Consider the following 14,607-nt stretch of genomic DNA (forward strand, 5'->3'; position numbering starts at 1 on the left):
GCATGAAACTCACGAGTAAAGCACCGAAACTTAAGAGTAAATGAACAATTTTCAGGCGCAAAGCGAAACTCACGAACGAAACGCCCTGAAATTCCATTTTCGACGGAATTTTTAATTGGACTATTGAAATATGCTGTTGAATTCGACCTTACAAGTAGTGGAAAAAGTGGGATTTGTGGTAATTTAATTAAATTTAAAATTAGTAAAATAATCCTCACTTTTTTTTAACTTCATCCGATATAAGGAGGAGACGAGACTTTAAATGAATGGGTGAGTAATATGGATATAACATCAGTTTTGGGCGTAGTTCTGGGTATTGTGGCCATCTTAGTCGGAATGGTGTTGAAAGGCGTTAGTGTTACAGCGTTGATTAACCCTGCAGCTATTATGATCATTATTGTAGGGACGATAGCTGCTGTCGTAACGGCTTTCCCTTTGTCAGAATTAAAAAGGCTTCCAAAAATATTCAAGGTTTTATTCTTTGAACAAAAATTGACAAAGCCTGAAGAATTAATAAAAACTTTTTCGGAATGGGCGGTCATTGCCAGGAAAGAAGGCTTATTGGCATTGGAAAGCATTTCGGATCAAGTGGATAATACTTTTTTGAAAAATGGCTTGAATCTTGCAGTCGAAGGTCAGAGTGCCGATTATATTCGTGATATTTTAGCAGAGGAAATAGACGCGATGGAAGAACGTCATCTGAGTGCTTCAGCGATTTTCAGTCAAGCCGGAACATACGCACCGACACTTGGTGTATTGGGTGCAGTAATCGGGCTGATTGCTGCATTGGGTAATATGGCTGACACGGAGGCATTGGGACATGCGATATCTGCCGCTTTCGTTGCAACCTTGATGGGGATTTACACGGGGTATGTGTTATGGCATCCATTTGCCAATAAGCTCAAACGGAAATCCAAGCAGGAAGTCCGGATCAAAGAAATGATGATAGAAGGGATTTTGTCGATTATCGAAGGGGAAGCGCCAAGGACGATTGAACAGAAATTAACATCATATTTGCCTGCTGGAGATCGTAATAAGTGGTTAGAAGGCGATGTGAGAGAAGATGGCTAGGCGAAAAAAGAAACAAAGGCATGAAGAGCATATCGATGAATCATGGTTGGTTCCTTATGCCGATATCTTAACATTGCTTCTTGCGCTTTTTATCGTCTTATTCGCTTCAAGTTCGGTTGATGCAGTAAGGTTCCAGCAGTTGTCCAATGTATTTAACCAGGTCTTTACAAGCGGGACGGGTTTTATGGAATTCCCAAGTGATTCCCCCAGCAATGAGCCTACATCACCAGAGCAAAGATCAGGGGCAGAAGATCTTAAGAAGTTAGGGAAAAACGAACAAGAAAAACTTAGGGAAGTTCAGAAACGTGTAAATGCCTATATAAAGAAGAATGATTTAACGGATAAATTGGGAACGAACCTTACGGATGAAGGCATGTTGATTTCAATTAGGGAAAACGTGCTGTTTGAATCGGGTGTGGCTGAAGTGAAAAGTGAAAACCGAAAAATCGCTAAGGAAGTCTCGGATTTACTGGTCATGGACTTACCCAGAAACATTATCGTAAGCGGACATACCGATGATGTTCCAATTAAAAATTCCCGATATGAATCCAACTGGGATCTGAGCGTGATGCGATCCGTGAATTTCATGAAACTTCTCCTCGAAAATAAAGAGTTGGATCCCGAAATGTTCAGTGCCAAGGGACATGGGGAATTCAAGCCGGTTGCTTCTAATGCAACGAAAATAGGAAGAGCGAAAAACCGGAGAGTTGAAATCCTGATTGTTCCAAGGGACAGCAATAAATGAGTGTAAACCCTGCCATGATATGGACGGGTTTTTCTTCTTGAAGGAGAATGTATGGAAAGACAATATACAAACGTGATGGAAGAGATCGTTGTGACATGGATCAAGGTTTTAATATCAGGTATGGAATACCAAACATTTTGTTCGTGCAGCAAATGTAAAAATGACATCATCACATTATCACTGAATAACCTGCGCCTAATTACTATGTAACCACGGAAGAACGGCGGAAAAGGATATTTGAAAATTTGAATACAGAAGAGAACAGGAAGTGGATCAACAATAGAATCATCAATGCCATACACGTTGTTGGCCAGTATCCCAAACATTGATCAGGTTTGGGAAAAGAAAAGAGGTCAGGGACCCCTTATCCTTCAGATTTTAAAGCCGAGGTGTAGCAACCTCCGAAAGAATGTCGGAAATTTTAGCGGGATCTCACTCAAATGAACGGAAATGATTTTTGGTAGTGACAACTTTAAATTGTGTTTTATTCATGCTGCAAGAGGGAACATAATTAAAGTACAAAGTAAGTTCATTCGATCAAAAATTGAGGAGATGAATTTTCATGGGTAAAAATATCGCATGTTTAGTAACGAATATGTTTGAGGACTCGGAGTACAGTGAACCCGCAAATGCATTTGAAGCAGCCGGCCATACCGTTACGACGATTGAAATGGAAAAAGGGAAAATTGTTAAAGGGAAACAAGGGGAAGTAGAAGTAGAGATTGATGAAAGCATCGATTCGGTGAAACCAGAGAACTTCGATGCATTGTTCATCCCCGGAGGGTTCTCGCCTGATCAACTGCGTGCTGATGAACGCTTCGCATCATTCGCCAAATCGTTTATGGATGATAAAAAGCCTGTATTTGCAATTTGCCATGGACCACAGTTGCTGATTACAGCGAAAACACTTGAAGGACGCCACGCAACAGGATATACATCCATTAAAGTGGATATGGAGTATGCAGGTGCCACATATTTGGACAAAGAGGTCGTTGTATGCGGCAATCAGCTTGTAACCAGCAGGACGCCAGATGATCTTCCAGCATTTAACCGGGAATCGCTTAATCTATTGAAATAATGAAAAATCCCGGCAGCTGCCGGGATTTTTTATTTAATAAGATTTAAAGGATTCATATACTTCAATCTTTGCAGTAAAATAAAAGGAGAGACGAATAAAAAAGGAAGTGTCACGATTGATTGTATTAAAATCTGCACGTGAAATTCAAGCGATGCATGAATCGGGTAAAATTTTGGCAGCTTGTCATAGGGAAATTGCAAAGTTGATTGTTCCTGGTGTGACAACATGGGAAATAGAAGAATTTGTCGAAGGATTCTTAAAAAAACATGGAGCGAAGCCGGAACAAAAGGGTTACAAGGGGTATGAGTATGCGACATGTGCCAGCATAAATGAAGAAATCTGTCATGGTTTCCCCCGTAAGACCCCTTTGAAAAATGGAGATATCGTAACGATTGATATGGTCGTCAATTATAACGGGGCCCTTTCCGACTCTGCCTGGACGTATACGGTCGGAAAGGTTTCCAAGGAAACTGAACATTTAGTGCATGTGACGAAGGAATCTTTATATAAGGCGATTGAAGTGTGTGTTGAAGGCAATCGGATTGGTGACATTGGTCATGCCATTCAAACCTATGTCGAAGCGGAAGGCTTCTCGGTCGTTCGTGATTTCATCGGACATGGGATAGGAAATGTCATTCATGAAGAGCCGCAAGTTCCGCATTATGGGCTGCCGAATAAAGGTCCGCGTCTTAAAGAAGGTATGGTATTCACTATCGAACCAATGGTAAACGTAGGTACATATAAAGCCAGCAGGGATGCGAATGGATGGACGGCTTCCACTGCAGACGGGAAATACTCGGCTCAATATGAGCATACGATTGCCATCACGAAAAACGGTCCGCTTATTCTGACAGAACAATGAACGTAAAAAAACAGCATCAATTATGATGCTGTTTTTTCATTTTAATCAATCGGTCGTTCCAATGAATACAAATCCTCTTCAATATTGCCTAATCTGTCCTCAATCACTTTTTTCGCATCATTAATGCCTTCGTTATAAATAAAGGGAGCGATGTTTTCCAAAATGAATTGCAAGTGATTTTCAGCAGCGATTTCACCGATTTCCTTATCATGTTCCTGATACACATATTCTTGGATACGTTCGATCATCTTGCGGCGTTTCTCTAAGGGAAATTGAATGAACATTGTGCCCTCCTTCATATTTGTTTTAAAAACCATGGAATGAATTGATCCGAATCCAAAGGGAAGACGGGTACTGAAGCATAATCCCTGGTTCGTTCCAGACATTCAGGCCAAGCCACCGCTGCTTTGACATTCGTAAGTCTTTCCAATAGCAGGAGGTCACTCTCTTCTTTGATTATAATGACCTTAGGAAAGTCCTCTTGCTTATAACCTTCAATTAAAATCACATCGGGGAGAAATAGACCCAATAATTGAATCAACTCAGCGATAGGGGCCTCGCCCTTGAAATTGCCGAGCAATTCTATTGTCCCGTCTCCTTCAACAAGTGAAGCGGCTGCCCCAGCCTGAAAGTGTTTATGGGAATCCTTCATACCAGTGATATCTGGTTTTCCGCCATGCCCATGGTGTTTTAAAATGGCTGTTTCTAATTTTACTGCGCGAAGCTTTTCGATTATATTCGTTATGAATGTCGTTTTTCCTCTATTTTGGTAGCCAACCACTTGAAAAATAAAGGGTTTTACCAAGGCCATTTGCTTCCTTCTTGGTCATCGAGAAGCAGAACGTCCACGATATCTCCAGTTTGAAAGCCACGGGTCCCCCCAGGTAAGACAGTCAATGAATTGGCACCAGCCAGGCTTGTTGTAATATTGGATTTATCAACACCACTAGGAATTACCTTCAACCGGCCGGATTCGTAAAATAATCGGGTTCGAAGCAGACGTGAGAATGGGTTGGGCTTTAAGAAGTCCTCTGCCAATTGAGCAGTCTCTTTTCGTAAATGCGGATGTTCCGAAAACAACATGGTGCGGATGATGGGTCTTGCAAATAGTTCAAAGCCGACATAACTGGCGGATGGGTTACCGGATAAACCGAATAAAATCTTGTTATTATATACGGCTACGGTCGTCACGCTGCCAGGGCGCATGGCCACTTTGTTGAATAGGACATCTGCTCCCACTTTTTGATAAATATCTGGGAGAAGGTCAAAATCGCCGACGGAAACGCCTCCAGTTGTAATGAGTAGATCGACTTCCTCCAAAGCTGTTGAAATGGCTTCGTAGCTTAATTCGAATTCATCTTTAAGCTTTCCATAAAAACGGACTTCTCCTCCCGCCCTCCGTATTTGAGCGGAAAGGGCATACGAATTGCTGTTGCGAATCTTCCCGGGCTGCAAAGGTTCATTAACATCAAGTAGTTCCGAACCAGTAGCGAATAATCCGACGACAGGCTTTTTGGCAACAGGGACTTCTGCATAACCGAATGTTGCCAGTAAGCCGATGATCCCTGGATTGATCGCTGTTCCTTTTTTTACAAGAAGATCCCCTTTCTTTGCGTCCTCACCTTGAAAAGAAACATTTTCCCCTTCTTTAAGTGAGCGTTTAAATGATATGTACTTCTTTCCATCCTTTTCGAATTCCTTCGTGAGCTCGAGCATAATTACGGCATCACACCCAGCTGGCATCTGAGCTCCAGTCATGATTCTTGCAACTTGGTTTTTTTGCACGGGGATAGTCGATACCATACCTGCAGCTAACTCTTCGACCACTTCGAATTCGAGTGGGTTATTTATGGAACCTTCAACGGTATCCCTGGACCTGAGGGTGAATCCATCATATGGCGAGCGATTAAAATGCGGAACATCATTTGTAGCTGTAATATCTTGAGCCAAAAAACGATCTTGACTTTCTTCCAGGGGAATCAGCTCCACTTCTCCTCCTAATTTATGCTTCATCACTTTTTCCACTGCTTCAGCGATACTGATGGGCGTTCTTCTATCTACCATGCTTACAACTCCTGTCTGTTTTCAACAATAAGTTCTATATCAAATGTAGCAGAAATCTTTAAAAATTGAAAAAATCCTCACCGGAATGGGAGGATTTGAATGTTATTTATTACGCAGTCTTCCAAGTTCTTCAGCGATAGCTTCCATTTCACGGACACTGAAATTGTTTTTTTTCATCACCATTTTATAAATATCGTGCAGTTCTTCGTACATTTCGATATCAAAATGGGTTGATTTGATTGCACCGAAGTTCATCACCTTCAATTTATCCTTAATTGCTTCAACCATAAACTCGACACTTTCGGCTGTGTTTTGTGTTAAATCCATACCCCTCATCCTTTCATACGTTCCTAAATTATTTACATCTTTGCATGATTACCCCTAGAAGTCAATGAATATTCGGGTGGAAAACGAAGCTTGAGCCTCAATTCACTTTGTCGTCTTTGCGTTTTAAAGTGAGAGAGTTTGGGAAAAGATAGGAAAAAACTTTTTTAAACATTGTATAATGGAGATAGCTACCATTATCATCAACCAATATATGACGAGGAGGAGAATATATGAGCAACATTCGAGAAGAATATAAATGTGCCAAGAAAAGTAAATTTATGCAAGCGGTCTTTATCGGGGCGTTAGTAGGGGCTGCAGTAAGCCTTTTTGATAAAAATACGCGTTATTCGGTATTGGAAAACAGCAAAAGTTGCTTGAGTAATATGAAAGAATTAGTGAAGAATCCCAATGGGGTACTTTCACAAGTACGTGAAACATCATCTAAGGTCCGTTCCACTGTAGAAAAAATTTCTGATGATGTATCATTCATTTCCCAAAAGGTGGAGGAAATGAAAGATATTCCATCGCAAGTTGCGCAAGTGGTGATAGAGACGAAGGAAGTCTTTGCTGCAGAGCCGGAAGATTCGACTTCAAGTCAGGATCCGCAAGGACGGGTTTCCTCAAATTAAAAAATGGGGTGGGGGTATGGCCAGTAAAAAAGAATGGCTGAAAGGCTCATTCTTCAAGACATTCATAAAACGGTTACAGATGGATGATGTGTCGGGACTTGCCGCACAGCTGTCTTATTTCTTTTTGCTTTCCCTGTTTCCTTTACTTATTTTTTTGTTCACTTTATTGGCCTATCTGCCATTTTCCCAAGAAGATATTTTAAATACTATAAGTACATATGCACCCGCGGGTTCGATGAAAATAATTGAGGCTAACCTCTCGGAAGTGATGGAAGCGAATAGTACTTTATTGTCGTTTGGTGTCATTGGAACCATATGGTCAGCCTCGAATGGGATGAATGCAATCATTAAAGCATTTAATCAAGCATATGGTGTAAAAGAAAGTCGAACTTTCTTTATTTCCCGGGGAATGTCGATTCTTCTCACTTTAGCGATGATTTTTGTGTTTATTGTCGTTTTATTGCTTCCGATATTCGGAAAACAGATCGGAGTATTCCTATTTGCTGAAATTGGACAATCCGATGAGTTTCTAATCATTTGGAATCAACTGCGCTGGGTGATCAGCACGCTTGTATTTTTAATAGTGTTCACGATCCTTTATTGGATTGCGCCCAACAAAAGACTGAAATGCCTAACCGTATTGCCTGGTTCTATCTTTGCAACGGCAGGATGGAGCCTCGTTTCCCTTTTGTTTTCTTTTTATGTGGAGAATTTTGCTAATTATTCGGCGACATATGGAAGTCTTGGAGGAATAATCGTATTAATGGTCTGGTTTTATTTATCTGGGCTCATCATCATACTGGGCGGGGAAATAAATGCCCTGTTAAGTGAAAAGGAAAATCCAGAATGTAAATGATCTTCCTGGAGTTCCCGTAATAGAGGACTATCCTGAAGCAGATACTATTCAAGAAATGACATAACTTTTGTAGAGGGGGAGTACTTTCATGAGTAAAAAGGATGGCAGCACAAAGCAAAAAGGAAAAAAAGGATCGAACCATAAAACATCAGGTTCAGCAAACGGTAAGAACGGGTATCATTAAATGAAACGAACATAAAAAAGGGAGCCTTTTAGGCTCCTTCAGTTTGTAGACAAAAGGGGTTCGGAATTAAAAAATTCCGAACCCCTTTTTGAGATTCCCTTTGAATTTTTGCCTGAAGTTAGGAGATTGGGGCTCTACGAGCCCACTATGTTAGGCCATTTTTGGACCTCCCCATGTCCAATTGGCCATCTTCTTTAAATTAATGGCAGCGAAAGTAAGCATCGCCTGCATCGACAATTTTTTAAGTCCCCTTAAAGTTGTCCAACGCATACCATGCTTTTCTTTTGCATCTGCGAATACACGCTCAATCGTTTCTTTACGTTTCGCATATATAGTTTTTACATCTTGATGATGACGCAGATGATCTGCTTCTTCCACATGTGTTTGCCAAATATGCCGTGTCACCACTTTTTGATGGTCTTTGCTTTCTGTACACTGAGATAAAAATGAGCATGTCGCACAAGTGTGTTTGGGTGATTTATACTCGCGATAGCCCTCTTTATTGGTTGTTGAGTACTTTAATAGCTCTCCCGAAGGACAAAGGTAACAATCAAAATGTTCATCGTATACATAGTCCTGTTTGCGGAAAAATCCTTCTTTGGTGCGAGGACGTGTATAAGGTAAAGCCGGTATGATTTCTTTGTTAAAAAGGTAGCTTGTAATCGCTGGTGTTTTATAAGCTGCATCTGCGGCAACGGCTTCTGGTTTTCCAATTTTCTCAATCACTTGTTCAACTAGTGGCTCTAAGATCTGACTGTCATGTATATTTCCAGGTGTTACAATCGTTCCCAATATAAAACCGTTGCGGTCTACGGCCGCGTGGAATGAATAGGCAAACTGTTTTGTTCGTTCATCTTTCACATAGTAGCCACTCTCAGAATCCGTTGTACTTTCTTTAATCTCTTTGGTCTCTTCTTTATCAAATTTATCTGATGGAAAAGGCTTCTTTCCATGGTTTTCACGATCTTGATTGATTTCTTCTTGAAGACGCCCTTGATACGCTCGTGTTTCTTTACGAACGATTTTCTTTTCAAATTTCCGTTTATTCGCACTGGCTTTCACATGTGTGGAATCCACGAAAACGTGTTCAGCACTTATTAACTTTTTATTAGCAGCTGTCATTAAAATGCGATAGAAAATCTGTTCAAACAGGTCTGTATCTTTAAAGCGTCGCTCATAATTTTTCCCAAACGTAGAGAAATGAGGTACTTTATCATGGAAACCATAGCCTAAGAACCAACGGTAAGCCATATTAGTTTCAACTTCTTCAATCGTTTTACGCATGGAACGAATACCGAAGGTATATTGAATGAATGTCAGTTTAACTAAAATAACTGGATCAATACTTGGGCGTCCTACCTCTGAATACATATCTTTCACCAAGTCATAAATGAAAGTGAAGTCAATGGCAGCCTCTAGTTTACGAACCAAATGGTTCGGTGGCACCAGTTGATCTAACGTAATCATTTCAAGTTGATCTCGCTGAATAGAATCATGTTTCGAAAGCATCCTCATCACCTCAAGTTTTAATACTTCTATTTTAAAACAAAAGCGACTCAGGGCAAAAGTGTTTATCTAAAAGATAAGACAAAGTTGATTGGAACGGAAGGTACGAGACTCCTGCGGGAAAAGCGCGTCTAGGGGAGACCCCGCAGGCGAAAGCCGAGGAGGCTCCCCGACCGCCCGCGGAAAGCGAGTGCCTGGAGTGGAAATCAACGGCCAAATTGTACAACTCATAAAAAATAGACAAACTCGATTTTCCTAGAGTTTGTCTACAGTCTGAGGGAGCCTTTAGGCTCCTTCTTTTTCATTTTAGTTTCTCAAAAGTCTTAAGCTATTCAATATAACAAGGATTGTGCTTCCTTCATGGCCAATGACACCATATGGAAGGTCCAGGAATTGAAGGAAATTGGATGCTATCAGAATCATGATGACCGAGATCGAGAAAATGACGTTTTGTTTGATGATTCGATTCATCTTCTTGGATAATTTGACGGCTTCCGCGATACGCGGGAGGTCATTCTTCATCAGAACAACATCAGCTGTCTCCAAGGCAACATCCGTGCCTTCACCCATTGCAATTCCAACGGAAGCTGTTGCCAGTGCAGGTGCATCATTGATGCCATCCCCAACCATTGCTACTGTACCAAAATTTTCTTTCAGCTTTTTCACTTCATTCACTTTGGTTTCAGGTAGGCACTCGGCAATATATGCATCAATATGGGTCTCCGACGCAATCGCTTTAGCGGTTTTTTCACCATCACCTGTCAGCATGACGGTATGGATCCCCTCATTTTTCAAAGCTTCGATGGCAACGATCGCTTCTTCACGCACGACATCTTTCAAAGTGATTATACCGGCAATCCCAAGATCATCTTTAGCATAAACAATTGTCTTGCCTTGTTCAGCAAATGTCAGCGCAATGCCGTTTTTGAATCGTTCGGCTTCGCTCCGGCCGACGAAACCAGCTTTTCCGACTTGCCAAAGCATGCCTTTGAAATAAGCTTGAACCCCATTACCTGAGATATCTTCCATGTTATCCGGTTTAATGATGTCCTTTTGCAACTTCGTTTTAGCATAACGTACGATTGATGTTGCCAAAGGGTGGTTTGAATAATTTTCAACAGAAGCAACATGAAATAAGAAATCTTCTTCGCTTAAATCTTCGCGGATAATAACATCCGTTACCTCTGGTTTACCTTTTGTCAGTGTTCCGGTTTTATCTAGGGCAATAGCCTGTAGATTTCCTAGATTCTCAAGATGGATGCCGCCTTTAAATAAAATGCCATGGCGGGCGCCATTTGAAATGGCAGAAAGTGTAGCTGGCATTATTGATGCCACAAGGGCACAAGGAGAAGCGACAACGAGCAGGATCATCGCTCTGTAGAATGTTTCGGTCCAGCTCCAGCCCAATATGAAATGTGGTACGAACATCATCAAGCCGACAACTGTCAATACGACTTTTACATAAGTCCCTTCAAACCGTTCAATGAACAGCTGGGAAGGGGACTTTTCGCTTTGTGCGGATTGAACGAGAGTGATTATTTTTTGAAATAATGTTTCACTTGCTGGTTTGGTAATTTCCACGGTAATCGTCCCACGGAGATTAACCGTTCCCGCAAAAACTTCATCATCCAAGGATTTGCTGACTGGTATGGATTCACCAGTGATGGCCGCTTCATCTAGATTGGTACGGCCGTCCGTGATTTTTCCATCAGAAGGAACTCTCTCACCTGGTTTCACTAAAATCAAATCCCCGACAAGCAAATGGGAAACGGATACGGTCTCTTCATATCCTTTAGTGATGCGCAGCGCTTCTTCTGGCTGTAAGTCCATAAGCGCCGAAATCTCTTTATGGCTTTTATTCATCGTGTATGTCTCAAGCGCACCGCTTAAAGCGAAGATGAAAATCAATATGGCACCTTCCGTCCAGTATCCGATAATCGCAGAACCGATGGCGGCAAAAATCATCAGCATCTCAACATTCAATTCCCGGTCGGCAATCGTATCTTCTATGCCTTCTTTTGCCTTGGCGTATCCGCCAATCAGGAAAGAGGCTAAGTATATGACTATGGAAGTGGACTCCATTCCGTTCTTTGAAAGAGCCCAGCCCAAAACTATTAATAAACCGCTGAATAATGCAGCAATAAGTTCTAAATGAGGTTTTGCCTTTTCCAACCAAGAGGTTTTGCATGTAGCCGGTTGGGTTAAATGTTTAGTATCTGTAGTCATAAGATTCCCTCCCAAATTCTTTTCTATTTTTGTGTAAATGATATGGATTATCATTTGTATAATATCTAATTGAGAAAGATAATCAACGTCATTTCTCTGGATAAAATATGAAAGCTGCCATCGTAATTGCGATGACAGCAATGATTACAAAGATTTATTAACGTGATGTCCCTTTTGTTAATATTATATTACCACATATCCTATTCAAAAATAAAGAAGAATGATTCTAATCTAGTAAAAAATATAAAATGCCAGTTATTTCAATATACAAGGGCTATTGTAAATACCATGCAAATTGAATAATAAATGGAATTGTCCAGATAATAAACTATATTACATAACAGATGCAGGCAGTTTCTCCTTAAAAAAGGCCAATGAAATAAAGACAAGGAAAAGCATGATACTTATCATATGAAAAAAATTCCCACTGTGTACATGATCTATTACAAGGCCGCCAAAGAATGGACCGCCGATGCTGCCCAGACTATAGAAAATACTGCATAATAAATTTCCTGCTGGTAAAAGGTTTCGAGGTAACAGATCTGCCATATAACTGATTCCCAGAGAGAAAGTCGAACCAACCATCATACCTCCAAGCATGAAGCAGATGAATAGTCCAAGCACTGAATAAGAATAAATCCCTGCTAGAGAAAATATGGTAAAGCCCGAAAAGAGGATAGTCAGCAAGGTTTTTCGCCGGCCAAAGCGATCACTGATCATTCCCAGGGGAATCTGTGTAAGCAGGGTTCCGCCTGAAAATGCCGGAATTATAATGGATACCGCAGTTAAATCGATTCCGGAGCGCAGGGCGAAAACTGGAAAGTTGCTATTCAATGATGCTTCGAGCACGCCAAAAGTGAAAGGAAGTAAAAAAGCGACCCAAGCTATGCGGCTCACCTTCGTAAACCTTTTAAGTGTGCCCAGAAATGATGTGTTTTCAGATTCATCCTGTTCAGGAAGCTCATTTCTAATAAGGAAAACAGTTAACCAAGTAAGAAGACTGAGTATGGATGTAAAGATGAAAGGCAAAGACTGATTAATCTCGAGAAGCTTCGTCATTAGCGGGCCAACCATGAAGCCAAGACTGAAGAAAAGTCCGTAAATAGCGAGATTTCTACCGCGCTTCGCTATTGGTGAAATGGCAGTGATCCATGTTTGGGTAGCAAAGTGGAGTGTATGATCGCCGATTCCAATGAAGAAACGTAGTACGAACCAAAACCAGAATGATTTCCAAACAGGAAATAATGCAAGAGAGAGAATGACCGTTATCCCGCCAAATAATATCAATGGCTTATACCCATATTTACGGAGTGGCGCTTCCATAAAAGGAGAAATCAACAGAATCCCAATATAAAGGGAGGCGGCATGAAACCCGTTTAAGGATGAACTAATTCCGTCATTTTCAAAAATGATGGCAATGATCGGCAGAAGCATTCCTTGAGAAAAACCTGATATGCCGACAATAAAGATTAAAACACTTAAAAGCAGTTTATTATTCATAAAATCATGTCTCCTAAGAAATTGTACAATTTTGATGTTACATCTTAGAAAGAGGATTAAGCAATAGGGATTTGGGTAAATATTGACAAGAAGAGGAGCGGTGAAAAATTTTCCTTTGTCTTTGCCCGAAGTTTATGTATGATAGTTTTTGTTATATGAAAAGAACTATAGGATTGTGAGGAGAAGTATCGTGAATAAAATATTTTTGGGGCTTGTACTATTAGGCGTCCCATTATCTGTCCTTGGGTCTTTATTGCATTGGCCGAGCGTAATCATGTTCATAGTATATTGCTTAACAATCGTCGCGCTTGCAGGCTTCATGGGCAGGGCGACTGAAAGCTTAGCGATTGTTATGGGACCAAGGATTGGCGGTCTTTTGAATGCAACCTTTGGTAATGCAGTTGAATTGATCATATCGGTCTTTTCGTTAAAGGCGGGGCTGGTTGGTGTTGTATTGGCGTCTTTGACTGGTTCCGTTTTAGGAAACTTATTGTTGGTGGCTGGCCTTTCGTTCTTCATCGGAGGGACCAAATACAAACGGCAGAAATTTAATGTTTTTGATGCCAGGCATAATGCCGGGCTGTTAATATTTGCAGTTATTGTAGCCTTCGTCATACCGGAAGTATTCACACAAAACATGAGTGAGTCAAGTACGATGTCGTTAAGTGTCGGAATTTCCATCATTTTGATCTTATTATATCTTGCTGCATTATTCTTTAAATTGGTTACTCACCGCGGGGTATATCAGCATAACCAGAAAACCAAGGAACATGAAGAGGAAGAACCGGAATGGAGTAAGAAAAAGGCAATTATAATACTTGCTGCCGCTACTTTGGCTGTTGCGTTCGTATCGGAGAAGCTTGTACATACCTTCAGCGAAGTGGGGGAAACCTTCGGATGGACAGAGTTATTCATCGGTGTCATTATCGTTGCGATCGTGGGTAACGCGGCAGAGCATGCGTCCGCCGTCATAATGGCCTATAAAAATAAAATGGATGTCGCTGTGGAGATTGCCGTTGGTTCCACACTTCAAGTAGCGATGTTCGTAGCTCCTGTACTCGTATTGATTTCGTTAATGTATCCAACTCATATGCCGCTTATTTTCACATGGCCAGAGCTGATTTCAATGGTTTCAGCAGTCTTTCTGATGATCATGATTTCGAATGACGGGGAAACGAACTGGTTTGAAGGCCTTACCCTATTGGCTGCCTACTTCATCATGGGGATTGGATTTTACTTATTATAATAATGCAGGCCTTCCAATGCGGAAGGTCTTCTTTTATATAAATAAAAATGACTCTGCTCAGGTTAGATTTAGCAGAGTCATTTCTATATTAGTAAATTACCATTCATAAGTTTCCAAAATTTTTCATCATGCTTTTGTAAAAGTTGAGAAAATATTCTAGAGTGTTACACCATCCTTTTACATCAGATTTAAGTATGGGCGAATTCGTTTTCTGTCATCCTTTAAAAGGGTGTCATGGATTGTTCGATAAGCATACCCCCTGAGAGTGTAATAGGTATGAACGATTTCGCCTCCTTTTTATAATGTAAATTAA

Annotated in this window: 15 protein-coding genes; 8 read left to right on the forward strand and 7 right to left on the reverse strand. The window is 40.9% G+C overall.

The window, feature by feature from the left end; all coding sequences use genetic code 11:
• Nucleotides 1-279: 279 nt before the first annotated feature.
• The 5 genes from motA (at nt 280) to map (ending at nt 3,756) form a co-directional block, all read left to right on the forward strand.
• Complete coding sequence (motA, locus tag UP17_RS02690; protein ID WP_061461494.1) at nt 280-1,071, forward strand: flagellar motor stator protein MotA; 792 nt, start codon at nt 280-282, stop codon at nt 1,069-1,071.
• Nucleotides 1,064-1,816, forward strand: coding sequence for a flagellar motor protein MotB (gene motB, locus UP17_RS02695; RefSeq protein WP_061461496.1), 753 nt, complete (start codon nt 1,064-1,066; stop codon nt 1,814-1,816). The genes motA and motB overlap by 8 nt, the downstream gene beginning before the upstream one ends.
• A gap of 51 nt (nt 1,817-1,867) precedes the next feature.
• Nucleotides 1,868-2,026 (forward strand): late competence development ComFB family protein, encoded by a 159-nt coding sequence (locus tag UP17_RS28525; protein WP_250211747.1) that lies wholly within the window; start codon nt 1,868-1,870, stop codon nt 2,024-2,026.
• Between the two features lie 352 nt (nt 2,027-2,378).
• Nucleotides 2,379-2,894, forward strand: a complete 516-nt coding sequence (locus tag UP17_RS02700; protein WP_061461498.1) for a type 1 glutamine amidotransferase domain-containing protein — start codon at nt 2,379-2,381, stop codon at nt 2,892-2,894.
• Nucleotides 2,895-3,009: 115 nt separating this feature from the next.
• Entirely contained in the window at nt 3,010-3,756 is a 747-nt protein-coding gene (gene map / locus UP17_RS02705; protein WP_061461499.1) for a type I methionyl aminopeptidase, read from the forward strand.
• A gap of 41 nt (nt 3,757-3,797) precedes the next feature.
• Here map and UP17_RS02710 read toward each other — a convergent pair whose 3' ends face one another.
• From UP17_RS02710 to UP17_RS02725, 4 genes are all read right to left on the reverse strand, one after another.
• The gene (locus tag UP17_RS02710) at nt 3,798-4,040 is read right to left on the reverse strand and encodes a DUF2164 domain-containing protein (protein WP_061461502.1); all 243 of its coding nucleotides are present in this window, start codon (nt 4,038-4,040) and stop codon (nt 3,798-3,800) included.
• 11 nt (nt 4,041-4,051) lie between these two features.
• Nucleotides 4,052-4,567: a molybdopterin-guanine dinucleotide biosynthesis protein B gene (gene mobB / locus UP17_RS02715; protein ID WP_061461503.1), complete on the reverse strand. Its 516-nt coding sequence runs from the start codon at nt 4,565-4,567 to the stop codon at nt 4,052-4,054.
• Nucleotides 4,555-5,820, reverse strand: coding sequence for a molybdopterin molybdotransferase MoeA (locus tag UP17_RS02720; RefSeq protein ID WP_061461505.1), 1,266 nt, complete (start codon nt 5,818-5,820; stop codon nt 4,555-4,557). The genes mobB and UP17_RS02720 overlap by 13 nt, the downstream gene beginning before the upstream one ends.
• Before the next feature lie 102 nt (nt 5,821-5,922).
• Nucleotides 5,923-6,147: a DUF1128 domain-containing protein gene (locus UP17_RS02725; protein WP_061461507.1), complete on the reverse strand. Its 225-nt coding sequence runs from the start codon at nt 6,145-6,147 to the stop codon at nt 5,923-5,925.
• Between the two features lie 230 nt (nt 6,148-6,377).
• On the opposite strand from UP17_RS02725, the gene UP17_RS02730 reads away from it, so the two are divergent.
• Nucleotides 6,378-6,776 carry a YtxH domain-containing protein gene (locus UP17_RS02730; protein ID WP_061461509.1) on the forward strand — a complete coding sequence of 133 codons (399 nt, stop codon included), beginning with the start codon at nt 6,378-6,380 and terminating at the stop codon, nt 6,774-6,776.
• Nucleotides 6,777-6,792: 16 nt separating this feature from the next.
• Nucleotides 6,793-7,632, forward strand: a complete 840-nt coding sequence (locus tag UP17_RS02735) for a YihY/virulence factor BrkB family protein (RefSeq protein WP_061461511.1) — start codon at nt 6,793-6,795, stop codon at nt 7,630-7,632.
• A 334-nt stretch (nt 7,633-7,966) separates the two neighbouring features.
• Here UP17_RS02735 and UP17_RS02740 read toward each other — a convergent pair whose 3' ends face one another.
• From UP17_RS02740 to UP17_RS02750, 3 genes are all read right to left on the reverse strand, one after another.
• Nucleotides 7,967-9,325, reverse strand: a complete 1,359-nt coding sequence (locus tag UP17_RS02740) for an IS1182 family transposase (RefSeq protein WP_061461513.1) — start codon at nt 9,323-9,325, stop codon at nt 7,967-7,969.
• Nucleotides 9,326-9,628: 303 nt separating this feature from the next.
• Nucleotides 9,629-11,548 carry a heavy metal translocating P-type ATPase gene (locus tag UP17_RS02745; RefSeq protein ID WP_061461515.1) on the reverse strand — a complete coding sequence of 640 codons (1,920 nt, stop codon included), beginning with the start codon at nt 11,546-11,548 and terminating at the stop codon, nt 9,629-9,631.
• A gap of 333 nt (nt 11,549-11,881) precedes the next feature.
• Entirely contained in the window at nt 11,882-13,048 is a 1,167-nt protein-coding gene (locus UP17_RS02750) for an MFS transporter (RefSeq protein ID WP_061461517.1), read from the reverse strand.
• Between the two features lie 187 nt (nt 13,049-13,235).
• Between UP17_RS02750 and cax the strand changes: the two genes are divergently transcribed.
• A complete protein-coding gene (gene cax / locus UP17_RS02755) occupies nt 13,236-14,294 on the forward strand; it encodes a calcium/proton exchanger (protein WP_061465948.1) in 1,059 nt (352 codons plus the stop codon).
• The last annotated feature ends 313 nt before the right edge of the window (nt 14,295-14,607 follow it).

This window comes from Peribacillus simplex (assembly GCF_001578185.1).
Taxonomy (GTDB): domain Bacteria; phylum Bacillota; class Bacilli; order Bacillales; family DSM-1321; genus Peribacillus; species Peribacillus simplex_A.

Coding starts and splice junctions, on each gene's coding strand:
- motA (WP_061461494.1), top strand. CDS start 280: ATGGATATAACATCAGTTTTGGGCGTAGTTCTGGGTATTGTGGCCATC.
- motB (WP_061461496.1), top strand. CDS start 1,064: ATGGCTAGGCGAAAAAAGAAACAAAGGCATGAAGAGCATATCGATGAA.
- UP17_RS28525 (WP_250211747.1), top strand. CDS start 1,868: ATGGAAAGACAATATACAAACGTGATGGAAGAGATCGTTGTGACATGG.
- UP17_RS02700 (WP_061461498.1), top strand. CDS start 2,379: ATGGGTAAAAATATCGCATGTTTAGTAACGAATATGTTTGAGGACTCG.
- UP17_RS02710 (WP_061461502.1), bottom strand. CDS start 4,040: ATGTTCATTCAATTTCCCTTAGAGAAACGCCGCAAGATGATCGAACGT.
- mobB (WP_061461503.1), bottom strand. CDS start 4,567: ATGGCCTTGGTAAAACCCTTTATTTTTCAAGTGGTTGGCTACCAAAAT.
- UP17_RS02720 (WP_061461505.1), bottom strand. CDS start 5,820: ATGGTAGATAGAAGAACGCCCATCAGTATCGCTGAAGCAGTGGAAAAA.
- UP17_RS02725 (WP_061461507.1), bottom strand. CDS start 6,147: ATGGATTTAACACAAAACACAGCCGAAAGTGTCGAGTTTATGGTTGAA.
- UP17_RS02730 (WP_061461509.1), top strand. CDS start 6,378: ATGAGCAACATTCGAGAAGAATATAAATGTGCCAAGAAAAGTAAATTT.
- UP17_RS02735 (WP_061461511.1), top strand. CDS start 6,793: ATGGCCAGTAAAAAAGAATGGCTGAAAGGCTCATTCTTCAAGACATTC.
- UP17_RS02740 (WP_061461513.1), bottom strand. CDS start 9,325: ATGCTTTCGAAACATGATTCTATTCAGCGAGATCAACTTGAAATGATT.
- UP17_RS02745 (WP_061461515.1), bottom strand. CDS start 11,548: ATGACTACAGATACTAAACATTTAACCCAACCGGCTACATGCAAAACC.
- UP17_RS02750 (WP_061461517.1), bottom strand. CDS start 13,048: ATGAATAATAAACTGCTTTTAAGTGTTTTAATCTTTATTGTCGGCATA.